This is a genomic window from Iodobacter arcticus, from assembly GCF_042664895.1.
Classification (GTDB): Bacteria; Pseudomonadota; Gammaproteobacteria; order Burkholderiales; family Chitinibacteraceae; genus Iodobacter; species Iodobacter arcticus.
Genome location: NZ_JBHTBQ010000044.1, coordinates 379865 through 395897, shown reverse-complemented (window position 1 = coordinate 395897; position 16033 = coordinate 379865). Strand labels below are relative to the sequence as shown.

Genomic DNA, 16033 nt, shown 5'->3' with positions numbered 1-16033 from the left:
TTCGATCTATTCAAGACCTTCCCCCCCGATCCCCGGCTATAAGCCGGCCATCTAATTAGGCCAGCAGGCCAGCAATCCACCATGTCATCAGGCCAATTGCACCGATAATCATGGCAAAAGCGTAGTGATAGATATAACCCGTTTGCAGCTTACGTGCAGCTGCTGAAAACATGCCCACCAACTTGGCCGTACCATTGACAAGCAAACCATCGATGATAAAGGTATCGCCAACTTTCCAGAACAAAGTACCCAGAACTCGGCCACCTGCTGCAAAACCATTGATATACAGATGATCCATGTAGTACTTCTCATCCAGCAGCTTCTTGATGCCGATCGAGCTAAAGAAGCGATCGAGTGCCGCAGGAATGCTAGGCTTCACTAAATAGAAGTACCAAGACACCACCACACCCGCCAAGGCTAACCAGAATGGCATAGTAGTCAGTGAATGGATCCCCATTGCAACCGCACCATGGAACTCTTCTTTCATGACTTCCATTGCTGGATGCGCTTCGTGATTCACAAAAATCACACCCTTGAAGAAGTCACCATAAAGCATAGGATCGATAGCAAAGTAACCAATCACCAGCGACGGAATCGCCAGCATCACCAATGGCAAGGTTACAACCCAAGGTGTTTCATGCGGTTTCTGTCCCGGAGCCAAACCATGGTGCTCATCTGCATGCCCATGATCATCGTCATGTGCATGAGCGGCATCGTGACTGTGGTGATCATGCGCCTTACCGAAACGCTCTTCACCGTGGAACACCAAGAAGTACATACGGAAAGAATAGAAAGCCGTTACAAACACACCCGCCACAACCGCGAAGTAAGCAAAACCAGCGCCTGGCAAGTTAGAAGCGTGTACCGCCTCAATAATTGAATCTTTAGAGTAGAAACCCGACAAGAACGGCGTGCCGATCAAGGCCAAGGAACCAATCAAAGAAGTAATCCAAGTAATCGGCATGTATTTACGCAAGCCACCCATTTTGCGGATGTCCTGATCGTGATGCATACCAATAATCACCGAGCCTGCAGCAAGGAATAACAGCGCTTTAAAGAATGCGTGCGTCATCAGGTGGAATACCGCTACCGAGTAAGCCGATGCGCCTAAGGCAACCGTCATATAACCCAGTTGCGATAGCGTTGAATAAGCCACAACCCGCTTGATATCGTTCTGGATAATCCCGAGGAAACCCATAAACAGCGCAGTGATCGATCCAATCACCATCACAAAATTCAGCGCCGTATCGGATAGCTCAAACAATGGCGACATACGTGCCACCATAAAGATACCTGCCGTCACCATCGTTGCCGCGTGAATCAGCGCAGAAATCGGTGTTGGGCCTTCCATCGAATCTGGCAACCAAACATGCAGCGGGAACTGAGCCGATTTACCCATCGCGCCGATAAATAGCAAGATGCAAGTCACCGACATCAACGACCAAGTCACATTCGGGAACAGGCTGATGGTGGCGTCTTTTAGCTCAGGCGCTTTAGCAAACACATCCACATAATCGAGCGAGCCAAAGTAAGCCAGTACCAAACCAATCCCGAGTAGGAAACCAAAGTCACCCACACGGTTGATCAAGAAAGCCTTCATATTGGCGAAAGTGGCCGTTGGCTTTTTGAACCAGAAACCGATCAAGAGGTAAGAAACCAAACCCACCGCTTCCCAACCGAAGAAGAGCTGAACGAAGTTATTCGCCATCACCAGCATCAACATCGAGAACGTAAACAGCGAGATATAACTAAAGAAGCGCTGATAGCCTGGGTCTTCTGACATATAGCCGATGGTATAGATATGCACCATCAAGGATACAAAAGTCACCACGCACATCATCATTGCGGTGAGCTTATCAACCAAGAAACCAACGTTAAAATCGACGCCATTAACAGTCAGCCAAGTGTAAACCGTACCGTTAAAGTTATCGCCACCTGAAACCAAGTGGTTCAGCGTATAAGCCGACAACAAGAAGGAAACCGCCACACCACCAATGGTCACGACGTGCGATGCACGTCGCCCAATCGCCCAGCCAAACAGCCCTGCGACCAGCGCACCAAATAGCGGCGCCAGCGGGATTAAGAGATAAATCGTTTTCATATCCATTTGTAATCTAGTCCCCTTAACCCTTCAGGCTGTCGAGATCTTCGACGTTGATCGAACGCAGATTGCGGAATAACACAATCAGGATCGCGAGCCCAATGGCCGCTTCTGCCGCGGCTACCGTCAAGATAAAGAATACGAAAACCTGCCCTGCTGAATCGCCTAAAAACTGCGAGAAAGCAATAAAGTTCATATTCACCGCAAGCAACATCAACTCAATCGCCATCAAGAGCACGATTAAGTTTTTACGGTTCATAAAGATACCGAAAATACTGATGGCAAATAAACAAGCCGCCAGCACAAGATAATGCGTCAACTCAAGCATAGAAACTCTTCCTTAGGCAGCCGGTTTATCGTCACTCGCAGGAACATCTGCAAGCACTTTTACTTCTGCAGCCATCTTCACGATACGCAGACGGTCACTGGCTTTAACACGAACTTGATCACCAGGATTGATGTACTTAGTGCTCTTACGCTTACGTAGCGTTAGGGCAATGGCGGCAATCATACCCACCAATAAAATCACCGACGCTAGCTGAAATGGTAAGAAGTACTGGGTGTAAATCAAACGGCCTAACTCATGCACATTGCTATAACCCGCAGGGCGATCTACCAAGCCAGCACTATCAATCTGACTTGCACCGTGTGTAATGACTAAGACCATTTCCACCAGCATCGTGCCAGCGACCACACCCGCAACCGGTGCAAATTTCCAAAAGCCCTTACGCAGCTCCTCGAAATTAATGTCGAGCATCATCACCACAAATAGGAACAGCACCATGACTGCCCCCACATAAATCAGCACAAGGGAAACAGCAAGAAATTCGGCCTTCATCAACATCCACAGCATGGCTGCGGTGAAGAAAGACAAAATCAGCAGCAAAGCGGCTTGTACCGGATTTTTGGTACTCACAACGCCCAGTGCAGAAGCCAGTAGCACAAAGGCGAAGAAACTAAATAGTGCGATTGTCATTGGACACCTATCAATATTTGACCTTTAACAGTCGATAAAAAACGTAGCGAGCAATCCAAGGGCAAGCCAAGCCGCCCTTGGAGTTCGCAGTAGTTTGGTATCGAGCTGTTAGCGGTATTTGGCATCTTGCGCTTTGCGTTCAGCAATTTCGCTCTCGTACTTATCACCTACAGCCAACAACATGGGCTTGGTGTAGTAGAGGTCGCCCCGTTTTTCGCCGTGATATTCAAGGATATGCGTTTCCACGATGGCATCCACCGGGCAAGCTTCCTCACAAAAACCACAGAAAATACATTTGGTCAGATCAATATCGTAACGGGTGGTGCGGCGTGTGCCGTCCTCACGTTTATCTGACTCAATCACAATCGCTTGAGCTGGGCAAACTGCTTCGCAAAGCTTACAGGCGATACAACGCTCTTCGCCATTGGCGTAGCGACGTTGTGCGTGTAGGCCGCGAAAACGCGGGCTGTACGGTGTTTTTTCTTCTGGGAACTGCACGGTGATCTTGGTCTGGAACATATGGCGGCCGGTAAGCATCAAGCCTTTTACCAGTTCCACGAGCAAGAACGTTTTAAAGAAATAAGCAATCTTTTCCATAATGGTTCCTGTTTATTTCCCTAGCGGCCAGATTGAGAACGGCGTCTGCATCCAAGCGCCCACGACCACAATCCAAATCAAGGTGACCGGGATGAAAATCTTCCAACCCAAACGCATAAGCTGATCGTAACGATAGCGAGGGAAAGTAGCGCGGAACCACAAGAAGCAGAACAGCATAAAGGCTACTTTTAATACCCACCACAGTACCGATGGCGCGCCCAAAATACCCCAGCTTGCTGGGAACGGGCTTAACCAACCGCCAAGGAACATGATCGATGTCATTGCTGAAATCAAAATCATATTGGCGTATTCGGCCAAGAAGAACAGCGCAAAGCTCATGCCCGAGTATTCGACCATGTGACCTGCAACAATTTCTGATTCGCCTTCGGTTACATCAAATGGCGCGCGGTTGGTTTCAGCCACACCAGAAATAAAGTACACAACGAACAAAGGCATCAAGGGGATCAGATTCCACGAAAGAATCGAGCCCCCCGCCATCCCTTGGCCTTGCTGATTGACGATTTCGGTCATATTTAAACTGCCCGAAACCATCATCACGCCAACCAAGGCAAAGCCCATCGCCAACTCATAAGAAATCACCTGAGCCGCAGCGCGCATTGCACCAAGGAAGGCATATTTAGAGTTAGATGCCCAGCCCGCCAAAATCACGCCGTAAACGCCCATCGAAGTAATGGCCATCACGTAAAGCAAGCCGACATTCACATCGGATAAAACATAGCCAGGATAAAACGGCACCACGGCCCAAGCCGCTAGTGCCGGTACCAGAACCATAATCGGCGCTAAAAAGAACAGACCGGTGCTGGCTGCAGATGGAGAAATAATTTCTTTCAGCAGCAGCTTTACACCATCGGCAATCGGTTGCAGCAAACCAAACGGACCGACCCGATTCGGGCCGATACGAATCTGCATATAACCGATGACTTTACGCTCGGCCAATGTCAGGTAAGCCACCGCGCCCATCAAAGGTGCAACGATGCAAACAATCTTGATGAGGGTCCAGAGGACAAACGCGATCTCTGCGCCAAACCACCCTTGTAACATTTCCATATTGGGCGCCCTTTAAGCTTTAGAAACCGAGAGAGGATCGAACATGCCAGCGAGCTCGCGCGTCGCAGCATGGCCTGACGCCACACGAATCACGTTATCTGCAAGGCCAGCATCCAGCTCAACAAACAGTGATGCGGCTTGACCGCCCTGCTCTACTCGCGCCAGATCATTTGTTGCCAGACCTAAAGCCGCCAGTGTTGCCGCATTGGCTTTCAGCGCCGGAGCAGCTTGAGTCGCTTGCAAGCTTGGCGCACGACGCACCAAGGCATCTGCCTGATACATCGCCACTTCACCTAAGCGAACCAAACCGGAAGCGGCCTGAGCTTTAACTGCCACAGCAGCCACGGCTGCATTATTCAAGCGGGCAGCAGTATCACCTGGCAAGGCTTCATCACGAATCTGTTCTGACGATTCGTAATCAAAGCCATTAAAACCAAGCACATTGCCTAAGACGCGGAATACTTTCCAGGCCGGACGAGTCTCGCCTAATGGACGTACCACACCGTTAAAGCTTTGTGGCTTGCCTTCCATATTGACGAAAGTACCGGAGGTTTCTGAGAACGGTGAGATCGGCAAGATCACATCGGCAAAATCTAGCGCACAGCTATTAAATGCCGACATCACCACGACCATTTCAGCCGCTTTCACTGCCGCCAAAGCTTGTGCGCCGTTATGCATATCAAACTCGGTTTCAGCATTTAAAAGAACATAGGCTTTTTTTGGTGTAGCGAAGACATTGCCACCAACCGTTGCACCGATCAACTGAGCACCCACGGTATTAGCCGCTTCGCTCATCACACCCAGTGTTGCGCCAGTTAGCTCGGCCAATGCAGCAGCTGCAGCGTGTAATTCTGCAGCGCGTGGATTGTGCGTTGCAATATTGCCCAGCAATACGGCCGATTTCCCTGCCAGTGTTGCAGCAATCACACGAGCCGAATCAGTGACTTCAACGCCAGCCAAATCGATGTTCGCAGGAGTGGCCTTGCTTGAGTCCGCTTCAACAACCGCCTTAATCACGGCCAACACGCCTTCCACCAACTGATCAGGGCGAACGACAGATTGCGCAGCTACTTTAGTCAGCAAATCATCGCTATGCACATTCACTAAGGAAAGCTTCAAGCCTTTCTTAACGGATTGACGCAGGCGTTGTGCCAGCAAAGGCTGCTCTTGGCGTAATGATGAACCAATCACCAACACCGCTTCAGATGCAGCCAGATCAGCAATCGATTGGCCCAAGTAAGTAGCACCTGCAGTATTCAGGCTGAAGTCTGCATTGCGTAAGCGAGTTTCGACGTTTTCTACGCCTAAACCTGCCATGAGTTTACGCAACATAAACAGCTCTTCAACTGTGCTGTTTGGCGTTGCCACGGCAGCAACAGAAGCAGCACCGTGGTCTGCAACGACTTGTTTCAAGCCATTTGCTACATATTCAAGCGCTGTTTGCCAATCAGTCACTTGCCAAACGCCGCCTTGCTTAATCATTGGCTTTTGCAGGCGATCCGCGCCGTTTAGGGCTTCGTAAGAGAAGCGATCACGATCCGCCAGCCAGCATTCATTAATGGCCTCGTTTTCCAGCGGCAATACACGCATCACCTTGTTGTTCTTCACTTGCACAACAAGATTGGAACCCAAGCCATCATGCGGGCTAACAGACTTACGACGAGATAATTCCCATGTGCGTGCTGAGTAGCGGAACGGCTTGCTGGTCAGCGCGCCAACCGGGCAAAGATCAATCACATTGCCGGAAATTTCCGATTTAACTGTCTTGCCAATAAAGGACATGACTTCGGTAAATTCACCGCGACCTACCATACCCAATTCTTGGAAACCGGCAATTTCTTCGGTAAAGCGAACGCAGCGGCTGCAATGGATACAACGCGTCATATCAGTAGAAATCAGCGGGCCAAGGTCTTTATTGGCAACAACACGTTTTTCTTCTGTATAGCGGGAGCCGGATTGGCCGTAGCCTACCGCCAGATCCTGCAACTGACATTCGCCACCTTGATCGCAAATCGGGCAATCGAGCGGGTGATTAATCAGTAAGAATTCCATCACCCCCTGCTGCGCCTTCACGGCCTGATCAGAGTGGGTCCAGATTTTCATCCCGTCGGTAACGGGGGTTGCACAGGCAGGTAAAGGCTTAGGTGCTTTCTCAACCTGAACAAGGCACATACGGCAGTTTGCGGCTATAGACAGCTTTTTGTGATAGCAAAAATGCGGGATATGTACGCCAACCGAATTGGCTGCGTCCATTACCGTGCTACCACCTGGCACTGTCAGTTTCTTACCGTCGATTTCAATTTCCAGCATGCTCTACTCAATGGCTATTGAATCAAACCCAAGCCTGCAACGCAGTCTTGTGTTCGATAAGGTATTCGAATTCGCTACGGAAGTGCTTTAGCATTCCGCGCACCGGGAAAACAGCTGCGTCGCCGAGGGCACAAATGGTTCGCCCTGCGATGTTATTACCGACACTGTCTAAGAGTTCCAAGTCTTCCGGAACGCCATGACCCTGTGCGATACGATGAACAATGCGATACAGCCAGCCGGTGCCTTCACGACACGGCGTACATTGGCCACACGATTCTTCGAAGTAGAAGTAGGACAAACGCTCAAGCGCTTGCACCATACTGACGGTTTCGTCCATCACGATCACCGCCCCCGAACCCAACATCGAACCCGCTTTAGCGATCGAATCGTAGTCCATTGTGCATTGCATCATGATGTCAGCAGGCAAGACTGGCGAGGATGATCCGCCAGGAATCACCGCCTTCAGTTTTTTGCCATCACGCATACCGCCGCATAATTCCAGCAGCTCTGAAAACGGCATGCCGAGTGGCACTTCGTAGTTTCCAGGGCGATTTACATGGCCAGAAACCGAAAATAACTTGGTGCCACCGTTATTAGGTTTACCTAGCTCAAGGAATTTCTGCCCGCCTTCGCGGATAATGTAGGGTACGGAGGCAAACGTCTCCGTATTATTAATAGTCGTTGGCTTGCCGTAGAGGCCATAGCTGGCTGGGAAAGGTGGCTTAAAGCGAGGTTGGCCTTTTTTGCCTTCCAAGGATTCAAGCAGCGCCGTTTCTTCACCGCAAATATAAGCACCATAGCCATGATGCGCATGCAGCTCAAAGCTAAACTCTGAACCCAGAATTTTATCGCCTAAAAAGCCTGCCTTGCGGGCTTCTTCGAGCGCTTCTTCAAATCGCTCGTAAGCTTCAAACACTTCACCATGGATATAGTTGTAACCCACGGTAATGCCCATCGCGTAAGCACCAATAATCATGCCTTCGATCAGCGCATGTGGATTAGACACAATAATGTCTAAATCCTTAAAGGTGCCCGGCTCGCCCTCATCGGTATTGCAAACGAGGTATTTTTGCCCAGGGAAGCTACGTGGCATAAATGACCACTTCAAGCCGGTAGGGAAGCCAGCACCGCCACGACCACGCAGGCCGGAAGTTTTCATTTGCGCAATGATTTCGTCTTGAGTGATATTTTCACTCAGGATTTTTTTGAGCGCATCATAGCCACCACGCTTAACGTATTCGTTAATACGCCAGCAGTTAGGATCTTCAAAATTGACGTCATCAAATACAACGCCGGTTGTGTAGACGGTCATTATTCGAGCTCCGCCAGTTTCTTATCGATCGCCTCAGGCGTCATATGACTGCACATGGCGTGGTTATTCACCAGCATCACCGGCGCGTAACCACAGGCTCCCATGCACTCCCCTTCCTTCAGCGTAAACTTGCCATCGGCTGTGGTTTCATTAAAACCAATGCCCAGCTTTTGCTTAATGTAATGCGCCGCAGTATAGCCGCCCGAAAGTGCACAGGGCAGATTGGTACACACGGTGATTTTGTGCTTACCAACTGGCTTTAAATCGTACATATTGTAGAAAGTAGCCACTTCAAGCGCCATCATTGGCGCAATGCCAAGATAGTTAGCTACAAATTCGATCATGTCATTACTAAGGTAGCGATGCTCGGTCTGCGCAATACGCAGCGCGCCCATCACGGCAGAGCGCTTGTGCTCTGCTGGGTATTTCGCTACTTCACGATCAATCAATGCTAGGGATTGAGTAGTTAACATCAGCGATCAATCTCCCCGAATACAACGTCTTGAGTGCCGATAATGGCTACCACATCGGACAACATATGGCCGCGCGCCATTTCATCTAAGGACGCTAAGTGGGCAAAGCCCGGCGCACGAATTTTCATTCGGTACGGTTTATTTGCACCATCGGACACCATATAGATACCAAACTCACCCTTAGGATGCTCAACCGCGGCGTAAGCTTCGCCCTCTGGAACATGCATCCCTTCGGTAAATAGTTTGAAGTGGTGAATCAGCTCTTCCATATTGGCTTTCATGCCGCCACGTGAAGGCGATGCCACTTTATGATTATCTACAATCACAGGGCCCGGATTAGCTTTCAGCCATGCCACACACTGCTTGATAATCCGATTGGACTGGCGCATTTCTTCCACGCGAACCAGATAACGGTCATAACAATCGCCGTTTTTACCCACTGGGATATCGAAGTCCATCGCACCGTAAACTTCATACGGCTGTTTCTTACGCAGATCCCACTCCACACCCGAGCCACGCAACATAGGACCAGTCAGCCCCAGTGCTAGAGCGCGTTCAGGTGTAATGATGCCAATACCCACAGTCCGCTGTTTCCAGATACGGTTATCTGTCAGCAGGGTTTCGTATTCATCCACATAAGTCGGGAAGCGATTGGTGAAGTCTTCGATAAAATCGAGTAAAGAGCCTTCACGGTTACCATTTAATTTTTTGATCGCAGCGGCGTTACGTACCTTAGAAGCTTGGTACTGCGGCATTTGATCAGGCAGATCACGGTAAACGCCACCTGGGCGATAGTAGGCCGCATGCATACGTGCACCTGACACTGCTTCGTAGCAGTCCATCAAGTCTTCACGTTCACGGAAGGCGTACAAGAAGATAGTCATCGCGCCACAGTCAATACCGTGTGCACCAATCCACATCAGGTGATTTAGAACACGCGTGATTTCATCAAACATCACACGGATATACTGAGCACGAATCGGCACTTCAATGCCGGCCATTTTTTCAATCGCCATACAGTAGGCGTGCTCATTACACATCATCGATACGTAATCAAGCCGGTCCATGTATGGCAGGGATTGAATATAGGTTTTTGATTCAGCTAATTTTTCAGTACCGCGGTGCAGTAAGCCAATGTGCGGATCAGCACGCTCGACCACTTCACCGTCTAGCTCAAGCACCAAGCGCAAAACGCCGTGTGCGGCAGGATGTTGAGGTCCAAAATTAAGCGTGTAGTTACGGATTTCAGCAGCCACCGTAGTTCTCCTCGCGGATGATACGCGGTGTTGTTTCTCGCGGATCGATAGTGACAGGCTGGTAGATAACACGGCCCTGTTCCGGGTCGTAACGCATTTCTACATAGCCAGAAAGCGGAAAATCCTTGCGGAAAGGATGACCAACAAAACCATAATCGGTCAGGATGCGGCGTAAATCAGGGTGGCCTTGGAACATAATGCCGAATAAGTCGAACGCTTCACGCTCAAACCAATTCAGGCCAGGCCAAACCAAGACCATAGACGGCACAACAGGGAAATCATCGTCGGTACAGAACACACGCACACGCAGGCGCACATTGTGTTTGTAAGACAAAAAGTGATATACCGCTGCAAAACGGTGGCCTTCCCATACTGCGTCTTTGTAAGTGCTGTAATCCACACCGCAGACATCCAGACAGGATTCAAAGTGCAATGCAGCATCATCACGCAAAGCTAAAGCCACTTCTGACCAGACCGCAGCGGGTACTTCGATAGTGACTTCATCCAGAGCACAGACCAGCTTGGCAATATTTGCGCCACCTGTCTCACCCAGAACGGCCTTCAGGCTGTCCATCAGGACGCTAAGTTTACGATCCACTGTTTACCCTCTCACTCGCCAATACACCTGAACGCGCAATCGTGTTAGTACGCTTAATCTTATTCTGTAGCTGAATAATGCCGTAAAGCAAAGCTTCAGCCGTCGGCGGACAGCCCGGCACGTAGATATCAACCGGCACAATTCGATCACAGCCACGAACAACAGAATAAGAGTAATGGTAGTAACCACCACCGTTAGCACAGGATCCCATCGAGATCACCCAGCGTGGCTCCGGCATCTGGTCATAGACCTTACGTAGCGCTGGCGCCATCTTATTGCAGAGCGTACCCGCAACAATCATCAAGTCAGATTGACGTGGGCTTGGGCGAAATACGATGCCGAAACGATCCAAGTCATAGCGCGCCGCGCCTGCATGCATCATTTCTACCGCACAACAGGCCAGACCAAAGGTCATTGGCCATAAGGAACCAGTACGGGTCCAGTTGATTACGGTATCAAGCGATGTGGTTACGAATCCTTTTTCTGAGGACCCAACACTTTCTAAGGATTGAGCATTCATTTCATTACTCCCATTCCAGTGCGCCCTTCTTCCATTCAAAGATAAAACCCACCACCAGTACGGTGAGGAAAATCATCATTGCAAGGAAGCCGAACATGCCGAGCTCTTTAAGCACAACAGCCCATGGCACAAGGAAGGCCACTTCGAGATCAAATAAGATAAACAGGATTGCAACGAGGTAGTAACGCACATCAAACTGCATGCGCGCGTCTTCGAAAGCTTCGAAGCCACACTCGTAAGGCGAGCGTTTTTCAGGATCAGGCCGATTGGTCCCGAGAATCTTGCCCACCCCCCAGCCAAGAACCAGCGGGGCTACGCCCACCAAGAGTCCTACAGCCAGAAACATCAGGATGGGGAAATAGTTAGCGAGCATGGCACTCCCCAGATTTGAAGGTTAAGGATATTTTTATATGTTGTATTCGCCCACATTGCGCGGGCGTTTTGTATCTGGTGCCGACAGAGAGACTCGAACTCTCACAACCGAAGTCACTACCCCCTCAAGATAGCGTGTCTACCAATTTCACCATGTCGGCATTAAAAACAAATTAATCATCCAAAATATTAAAAGCTTATTCCGGAATTTTACTCGGCTGAGCAGGCTGTTGTACCGCTGGTTTTTGCGTGCTCATCACACCCAAATCAGATTTCTTCGATGGGCTAACCAACAACACCAGAGCGAGGCAACTTGCAAAAAACAGTGTCGCTGTAACCGCAGTAGTACGGCTTAAAAAATTAGCCGAACCTGACGAGCCAAACAGACTACCCGCTGAGCCACTGCCAAAAGCAGCGCCCATATCGGCGCCCTTACCGTGCTGCATCAGTACCAAAACGATGGTAGCAATCGCTGAAACCACGTTCAAAATGAGCACGAGTGATTGAATAAGTTCCATTAATTTCTCATTTCTATGCGGCGCGCATTCTAGCCGTTTTTACTTACCTTGACTAGCGCGCTGCCATGCAGATTTCTAAAAACTCGGACGCTGATAAAGCGGCTCCGCCAACAAGTACACCATCTACCCCGTCCACCGCCAACACCTCTTCAGCATTACTGCCTTTTACACTACCGCCATACAGCACGCGGGTGCGAGGTTCTAAAGTTTCCTTGATAAATGCATGCATTTCAGCGATTTGCTCAGATGTTGCAATCACCCCGGTACCTACAGCCCATGATGGCTCGTAAGCAACGGCATAAAGCCCAATCGGCAAACCGCGTAATACGGCTAATTCTGCAGCAATAATTTCTTTATGCCGGCCACTGGCACGCTCTTCAGCATCCTCCCCAACGCAATAAACAGGGAAAAGACCCGCATCTAAGCAAGCACGCAGCTTACGCGCGGCATTTTCGCTGCTCTCGCCAAAGTAACGGCGACGCTCTGAATGCCCCACAATAACCAGCTCGCAACCAATGTCAGCCAACATAGAAGCAGAAACCGCTCCTGTGTAAGCCCCAACATGATACTCGCTGACGTCCTGAGCACCAACCTGAACCTGACTATCTTTCAGTAAACTTTTGGCCAACATGACATAAGGATAAGGGATGCACACTGCAACATTCGGCCCCAGCTTGGCGCGAGCCAACTCAGGCAATACCGAACGAACCTTACCGATGCTGCCATGCATCTTCCAGTTACCAATCACAAGCTGTCTTGTCATACGACGCGAAGCACCCACTTCAAAAGTCCCAGATTGTATTCCCACCCCTACCCCCAGTCAAACCGAGCCATTCGGTTTATTGATTTATGAAACTTGCAAACCTACACTATTGAGACTTGTAATATTTCAGCAACAATCAACAGCTAGCATAGGCACTATTCTTTTCGTCCAAACGTTTTAGCCTTCGGAGTTTCTAGTAATGGCACTTGCACGCAAACTAATTGTCACTATCGGCCTTACTGCCGGCCTGTTCACACATGCTATCGCGGCAGACATTACTGGCGCAGGTGCTACCTTCCCGTACCCGCTGTACGCAAAATGGGCAGAAATGTACAAAGCCAAGACAGGCACCGGGCTTAATTATCAGTCGATCGGTTCAGGTGGTGGCATTAAGCAAATTCAAGCTAAAACAGTTGATTTTGGTGCTTCCGATATGCCATTGAAGCCTGAAGAATTAAACAAGCAAGGCCTCATGCAGTTCCCCACCGTGATCGGTGGCGTAGTGCCTGTTGTGAATATTCCAGGCGTTAAACCTGGCCAGTTAAAGCTTAATCCGCAGGTTTTAACCGATATTTTCCTCGGCAAAATCAAAAAATGGAATGATCCAGCCATTATGGCTCTGAATTCCGGCGTGGCTTTGCCAGAACAGAACATCACCGTTGTTCGCCGCTCAGATGGCTCGGGCACAACTTTTGTGTTTGCTGACTACTTATCAAAAGTTTCAGCAGAATGGAAAGAAAAAGTAGGCGCTAATACCTCAGTTCAATGGCCGGTCGGTGTAGGTGGCAAAGGGAACGAAGGCGTTTCTAACTACGTACAACGCATCAAAGGGGCAATCGGTTACGTTGAATTTGCTTATGCCAAGCAAAACAAACTCGCACACACCCAACTACAAAACCGTGACGGCGCGTTTGTAGAGCCCTCCGAAGAAGCTTTTGTTGCAGCGGCAGCGGGCGCGGATTGGAAAAATGCACCTGGTATGTATTTGCTGACCACGAATTCTGGCGGCAAAACATCATGGCCCATTGCCAACCCTACTTTTATTCTGATGCACAAGAAGCAGGACAAGCCAGCTCAAGCCGCAGAAGTATTGAAATTCTTTGATTGGGCATATGGCAATGACGCAGACAAAGTTGCGCTTGATTTAGATTACATTCCAATGCCAGACAGCGTTGTGAATATGATCAAGGCAAATTGGAAAGCGCAAATAACCGATGGCACAAATCCAATCTGGAAATAAAATATTCATTACGGCGGTAGCAGTTTTGCTGCACGCCTAAACACACAACAGGAGCCGTGATGCTCCTGTTGTGTTGTTATGAAGTATCGGTGGAATGGAGATTTTATAATGCCGAATCAAACTCAACGGATGAAACAGCAGCGTTTACAAGATGCTTTGTTCGTCGGTAGCACTCGTTTTTTTGCTTTTTTTGTACTTGCTTTACTTAGCGGTATTATTCTTTCTTTATTGTACGGCGCAATGCCAAGTATTAAACATTTTGGCTTAAGTTTTATTACATCAGAAGAGTGGAATCCTGTTACCGAGCAATTTGGTGCCTGGCCTTCTATTCGCGGTACTTTAATTTCTTCATTTATCGCCTTGATTATTGCCGTGCCAGTTAGCTTTGGTATTGCTATTTTTCTGACTGAGCTGTCACCAACCTGGCTACGCCGCCCTCTGGGCATTGCTATTGAATTGCTTGCGGGTGTCCCCTCCATTATTTATGGCATGTGGGGTTTATTTGTTTTTGCGCCGCTATTTGCAGATCATGTGCAACCTTGGCTCACAGAAACAACAGAAGGCTGGCCACTTATTGGCGAGCTATTTGTGGGTGCCCCGATGGGTATTGGTATGTTCACAGCAGGCCTTATTCTTTCCATTATGGTCATTCCCTATGTTACATCAGTGATGCGAGATGTATTTGAAGTAGTGCCGCCGATGCTTAAAGAATCGGCATATGGGCTTGGCTCTACTACTTGGGAAGTGGTCTGGAATATCGTTGTTCCATTTACTAAAAACGGAATTATTGGTGGAGTCATGCTAGGTTTGGGGCGCGCACTAGGTGAAACAATGGCGATTACCTTTGTAATTGGTAATTCTCAAGCAAAAATGAATTCACTTTTTGATCCAGCAACTACTATTTCTGCTACCTTAGCCAATGAATTTACTGAAGCAAATGGCGAGCTTTATATTGCGTCATTGATTGAATTGGGCCTGTTACTTTTCTTTATCACCTTTGTGGTTCTGGTGCTCTCTAAATTATTACTGCTGCGCTTACAGCGTAATGAAGGCGCAAACTCGTGAGGCATGCCATGAATATTTATAACCGTCGTCGCACAATCAATTATCTAAGCTTAACGCTTTCCATTATTGCCATGGCCTTTGGCTTATTCTGGCTTTTCTGGATTATGTTTACGCTATTCAAAAATGGCTTGCCCGGTTTGACGTTAGCCACCTTTACTCAAACCACTCCTGCCCCAGGGAGTGCTGGTGGTCTATCTAACGCTATTTTAGGTAGTTTGCAAATGTCTATCGTCGGCGTTGCCATAGGAACACCGATTGGTATTTTAGCCGGTACTTATTTAGCTGAATTTGGAAACAAAGGCTGGCTGGCTCCAACCACTCGATTTATTAATGATATTTTACTCTCTGCTCCATCGATTGTAATTGGTCTGTTTATTTTTGAAATGTACGTTGCACGTGTCCAGCATTTCTCTGGCTGGGCAGGCTCATTCGCCTTAGCTATTTTAGTCATCCCAGTAGTGCTCAGAACCACCGAAAACATGCTACGTCTGGTGCCTACAGCCATGCGTGAAGCGGCTTATGCTTTAGGCGCTCCGCAATGGAAAATGGTGCTTTTGGTAACATTGCGTGCAGCAAAAGCAGGCGTTGCAACCGGTATTTTGCTTGCCATTGCTCGTATTCTGGGTGAAACAGCGCCCCTGCTCTTTACCGCGCTCAATAACCAGTTCTATTCAAATATGAACCAGCCGATGTCTAATTTACCGGTGGTGATCTTCCAATTTGCGATGAGCCCCTATGAAGAATGGCATCAACTAGCTTGGACGGGTGCTTTATTAATTGGCCTCTTTGTACTCGGTTTAAATATTGTTGCACGCGTCATGCTGCGTGAACCGAAACAAAACTAATAAATCAATACGGAATAGC

At 48.8% G+C, this 16033-nt stretch carries 17 protein-coding genes and 1 tRNA gene; 3 read left to right on the top strand and 15 right to left on the bottom strand.

Going from position 1 to position 16033, the window contains the following annotated elements:
- Positions 1–55 precede the first annotated feature (55 nt).
- The 15 genes from nuoL to tpiA form a co-directional block, all read right to left on the bottom strand.
- Positions 56–2107, bottom strand: a complete 2052-nt coding sequence (gene nuoL, locus ACFQNF_RS19240; RefSeq protein ID WP_380189731.1) for an NADH-quinone oxidoreductase subunit L — start codon at positions 2105–2107, stop codon at positions 56–58.
- Between the two features lie 16 nt (positions 2108–2123).
- Complete coding sequence (gene nuoK, locus ACFQNF_RS19235; protein ID WP_046352278.1) at positions 2124–2429, bottom strand: NADH-quinone oxidoreductase subunit NuoK; 306 nt, start codon at positions 2427–2429, stop codon at positions 2124–2126.
- A 12-nt stretch (positions 2430–2441) separates the two neighbouring features.
- Complete coding sequence (locus tag ACFQNF_RS19230; protein WP_380189729.1) at positions 2442–3077, bottom strand: NADH-quinone oxidoreductase subunit J; 636 nt, start codon at positions 3075–3077, stop codon at positions 2442–2444.
- 108 nt (positions 3078–3185) lie between these two features.
- Positions 3186–3674, bottom strand: a complete 489-nt coding sequence (nuoI, locus tag ACFQNF_RS19225) for an NADH-quinone oxidoreductase subunit NuoI (protein ID WP_046352280.1) — start codon at positions 3672–3674, stop codon at positions 3186–3188.
- 12 nt (positions 3675–3686) lie between these two features.
- Positions 3687–4742 (bottom strand): NADH-quinone oxidoreductase subunit NuoH, encoded by a 1056-nt coding sequence (gene nuoH / locus ACFQNF_RS19220; RefSeq protein ID WP_380189726.1) that lies wholly within the window; start codon positions 4740–4742, stop codon positions 3687–3689.
- Between the two features lie 12 nt (positions 4743–4754).
- Positions 4755–7052 carry an NADH-quinone oxidoreductase subunit NuoG gene (gene nuoG, locus ACFQNF_RS19215; protein ID WP_380189724.1) on the bottom strand — a complete coding sequence of 766 codons (2298 nt, stop codon included), beginning with the start codon at positions 7050–7052 and terminating at the stop codon, positions 4755–4757.
- A 22-nt stretch (positions 7053–7074) separates the two neighbouring features.
- Positions 7075–8364 carry an NADH-quinone oxidoreductase subunit NuoF gene (gene nuoF / locus ACFQNF_RS19210; protein WP_380189723.1) on the bottom strand — a complete coding sequence of 430 codons (1290 nt, stop codon included), beginning with the start codon at positions 8362–8364 and terminating at the stop codon, positions 7075–7077.
- Positions 8364–8837, bottom strand: coding sequence for an NADH-quinone oxidoreductase subunit NuoE (gene nuoE, locus ACFQNF_RS19205; RefSeq protein ID WP_046352284.1), 474 nt, complete (start codon positions 8835–8837; stop codon positions 8364–8366). Before nuoE ends, nuoF begins: the two co-directional genes overlap by 1 nt.
- Positions 8837–10093: an NADH-quinone oxidoreductase subunit D gene (locus ACFQNF_RS19200; RefSeq protein WP_380189720.1), complete on the bottom strand. Its 1257-nt coding sequence runs from the start codon at positions 10091–10093 to the stop codon at positions 8837–8839. Before ACFQNF_RS19200 ends, nuoE begins: the two co-directional genes overlap by 1 nt.
- Positions 10083–10667: an NADH-quinone oxidoreductase subunit C gene (locus ACFQNF_RS19195; RefSeq protein WP_380190003.1), complete on the bottom strand. Its 585-nt coding sequence runs from the start codon at positions 10665–10667 to the stop codon at positions 10083–10085. Before ACFQNF_RS19195 ends, ACFQNF_RS19200 begins: the two co-directional genes overlap by 11 nt.
- A gap of 13 nt (positions 10668–10680) precedes the next feature.
- The gene (locus tag ACFQNF_RS19190) at positions 10681–11211 is read right to left on the bottom strand and encodes a NuoB/complex I 20 kDa subunit family protein (RefSeq protein WP_380189718.1); all 531 of its coding nucleotides are present in this window, start codon (positions 11209–11211) and stop codon (positions 10681–10683) included.
- 4 nt (positions 11212–11215) lie between these two features.
- Positions 11216–11584: an NADH-quinone oxidoreductase subunit A gene (locus tag ACFQNF_RS19185; protein ID WP_046352288.1), complete on the bottom strand. Its 369-nt coding sequence runs from the start codon at positions 11582–11584 to the stop codon at positions 11216–11218.
- 75 nt (positions 11585–11659) lie between these two features.
- A tRNA-Leu gene (locus ACFQNF_RS19180) sits at positions 11660–11744 on the bottom strand.
- Positions 11745–11780: 36 nt separating this feature from the next.
- Positions 11781–12101 (bottom strand): preprotein translocase subunit SecG, encoded by a 321-nt coding sequence (secG, locus tag ACFQNF_RS19175; protein WP_046352289.1) that lies wholly within the window; start codon positions 12099–12101, stop codon positions 11781–11783.
- Positions 12102–12153: 52 nt separating this feature from the next.
- Positions 12154–12864: a triose-phosphate isomerase gene (tpiA, locus tag ACFQNF_RS19170; RefSeq protein ID WP_046352290.1), complete on the bottom strand. Its 711-nt coding sequence runs from the start codon at positions 12862–12864 to the stop codon at positions 12154–12156.
- A 199-nt stretch (positions 12865–13063) separates the two neighbouring features.
- Between tpiA and pstS the strand changes: the two genes are divergently transcribed.
- The 3 genes from pstS (at position 13064) to pstA (ending at position 16014) form a co-directional block, all read left to right on the top strand.
- Complete coding sequence (pstS, locus tag ACFQNF_RS19165; protein WP_380189715.1) at positions 13064–14104, top strand: phosphate ABC transporter substrate-binding protein PstS; 1041 nt, start codon at positions 13064–13066, stop codon at positions 14102–14104.
- Between the two features lie 108 nt (positions 14105–14212).
- Positions 14213–15169, top strand: a complete 957-nt coding sequence (gene pstC / locus ACFQNF_RS19160) for a phosphate ABC transporter permease subunit PstC (RefSeq protein ID WP_046352292.1) — start codon at positions 14213–14215, stop codon at positions 15167–15169.
- Positions 15170–15177: 8 nt separating this feature from the next.
- Positions 15178–16014: a phosphate ABC transporter permease PstA gene (pstA, locus tag ACFQNF_RS19155; protein ID WP_380189713.1), complete on the top strand. Its 837-nt coding sequence runs from the start codon at positions 15178–15180 to the stop codon at positions 16012–16014.
- Positions 16015–16033: the final 19 nt, after the last annotated feature.

What these genes read in the sequence shown, in the direction of transcription:
- nuoL (WP_380189731.1), bottom strand. Translation starts at nt 2,107, where the DNA reads ATGGATATGAAAACGATTTATCTCTTAATCCCGCTGGCGCCGCTATTT.
- nuoK (WP_046352278.1), bottom strand. Translation starts at nt 2,429, where the DNA reads ATGCTTGAGTTGACGCATTATCTTGTGCTGGCGGCTTGTTTATTTGCC.
- ACFQNF_RS19230 (WP_380189729.1), bottom strand. Translation starts at nt 3,077, where the DNA reads ATGACAATCGCACTATTTAGTTTCTTCGCCTTTGTGCTACTGGCTTCT.
- nuoI (WP_046352280.1), bottom strand. Translation starts at nt 3,674, where the DNA reads ATGGAAAAGATTGCTTATTTCTTTAAAACGTTCTTGCTCGTGGAACTG.
- nuoH (WP_380189726.1), bottom strand. Translation starts at nt 4,742, where the DNA reads ATGGAAATGTTACAAGGGTGGTTTGGCGCAGAGATCGCGTTTGTCCTC.
- nuoG (WP_380189724.1), bottom strand. Translation starts at nt 7,052, where the DNA reads ATGCTGGAAATTGAAATCGACGGTAAGAAACTGACAGTGCCAGGTGGT.
- nuoF (WP_380189723.1), bottom strand. Translation starts at nt 8,364, where the DNA reads ATGACCGTCTACACAACCGGCGTTGTATTTGATGACGTCAATTTTGAA.
- nuoE (WP_046352284.1), bottom strand. Translation starts at nt 8,837, where the DNA reads ATGTTAACTACTCAATCCCTAGCATTGATTGATCGTGAAGTAGCGAAA.
- ACFQNF_RS19195 (WP_380190003.1), bottom strand. Translation starts at nt 10,667, where the DNA reads ATGGACAGCCTGAAGGCCGTTCTGGGTGAGACAGGTGGCGCAAATATT.
- ACFQNF_RS19190 (WP_380189718.1), bottom strand. Translation starts at nt 11,211, where the DNA reads ATGAATGCTCAATCCTTAGAAAGTGTTGGGTCCTCAGAAAAAGGATTC.
- ACFQNF_RS19185 (WP_046352288.1), bottom strand. Translation starts at nt 11,584, where the DNA reads ATGCTCGCTAACTATTTCCCCATCCTGATGTTTCTGGCTGTAGGACTC.
- secG (WP_046352289.1), bottom strand. Translation starts at nt 12,101, where the DNA reads ATGGAACTTATTCAATCACTCGTGCTCATTTTGAACGTGGTTTCAGCG.
- tpiA (WP_046352290.1), bottom strand. Translation starts at nt 12,864, where the DNA reads ATGACAAGACAGCTTGTGATTGGTAACTGGAAGATGCATGGCAGCATC.
- pstS (WP_380189715.1), top strand. Translation starts at nt 13,064, where the DNA reads ATGGCACTTGCACGCAAACTAATTGTCACTATCGGCCTTACTGCCGGC.
- pstC (WP_046352292.1), top strand. Translation starts at nt 14,213, where the DNA reads ATGCCGAATCAAACTCAACGGATGAAACAGCAGCGTTTACAAGATGCT.
- pstA (WP_380189713.1), top strand. Translation starts at nt 15,178, where the DNA reads ATGAATATTTATAACCGTCGTCGCACAATCAATTATCTAAGCTTAACG.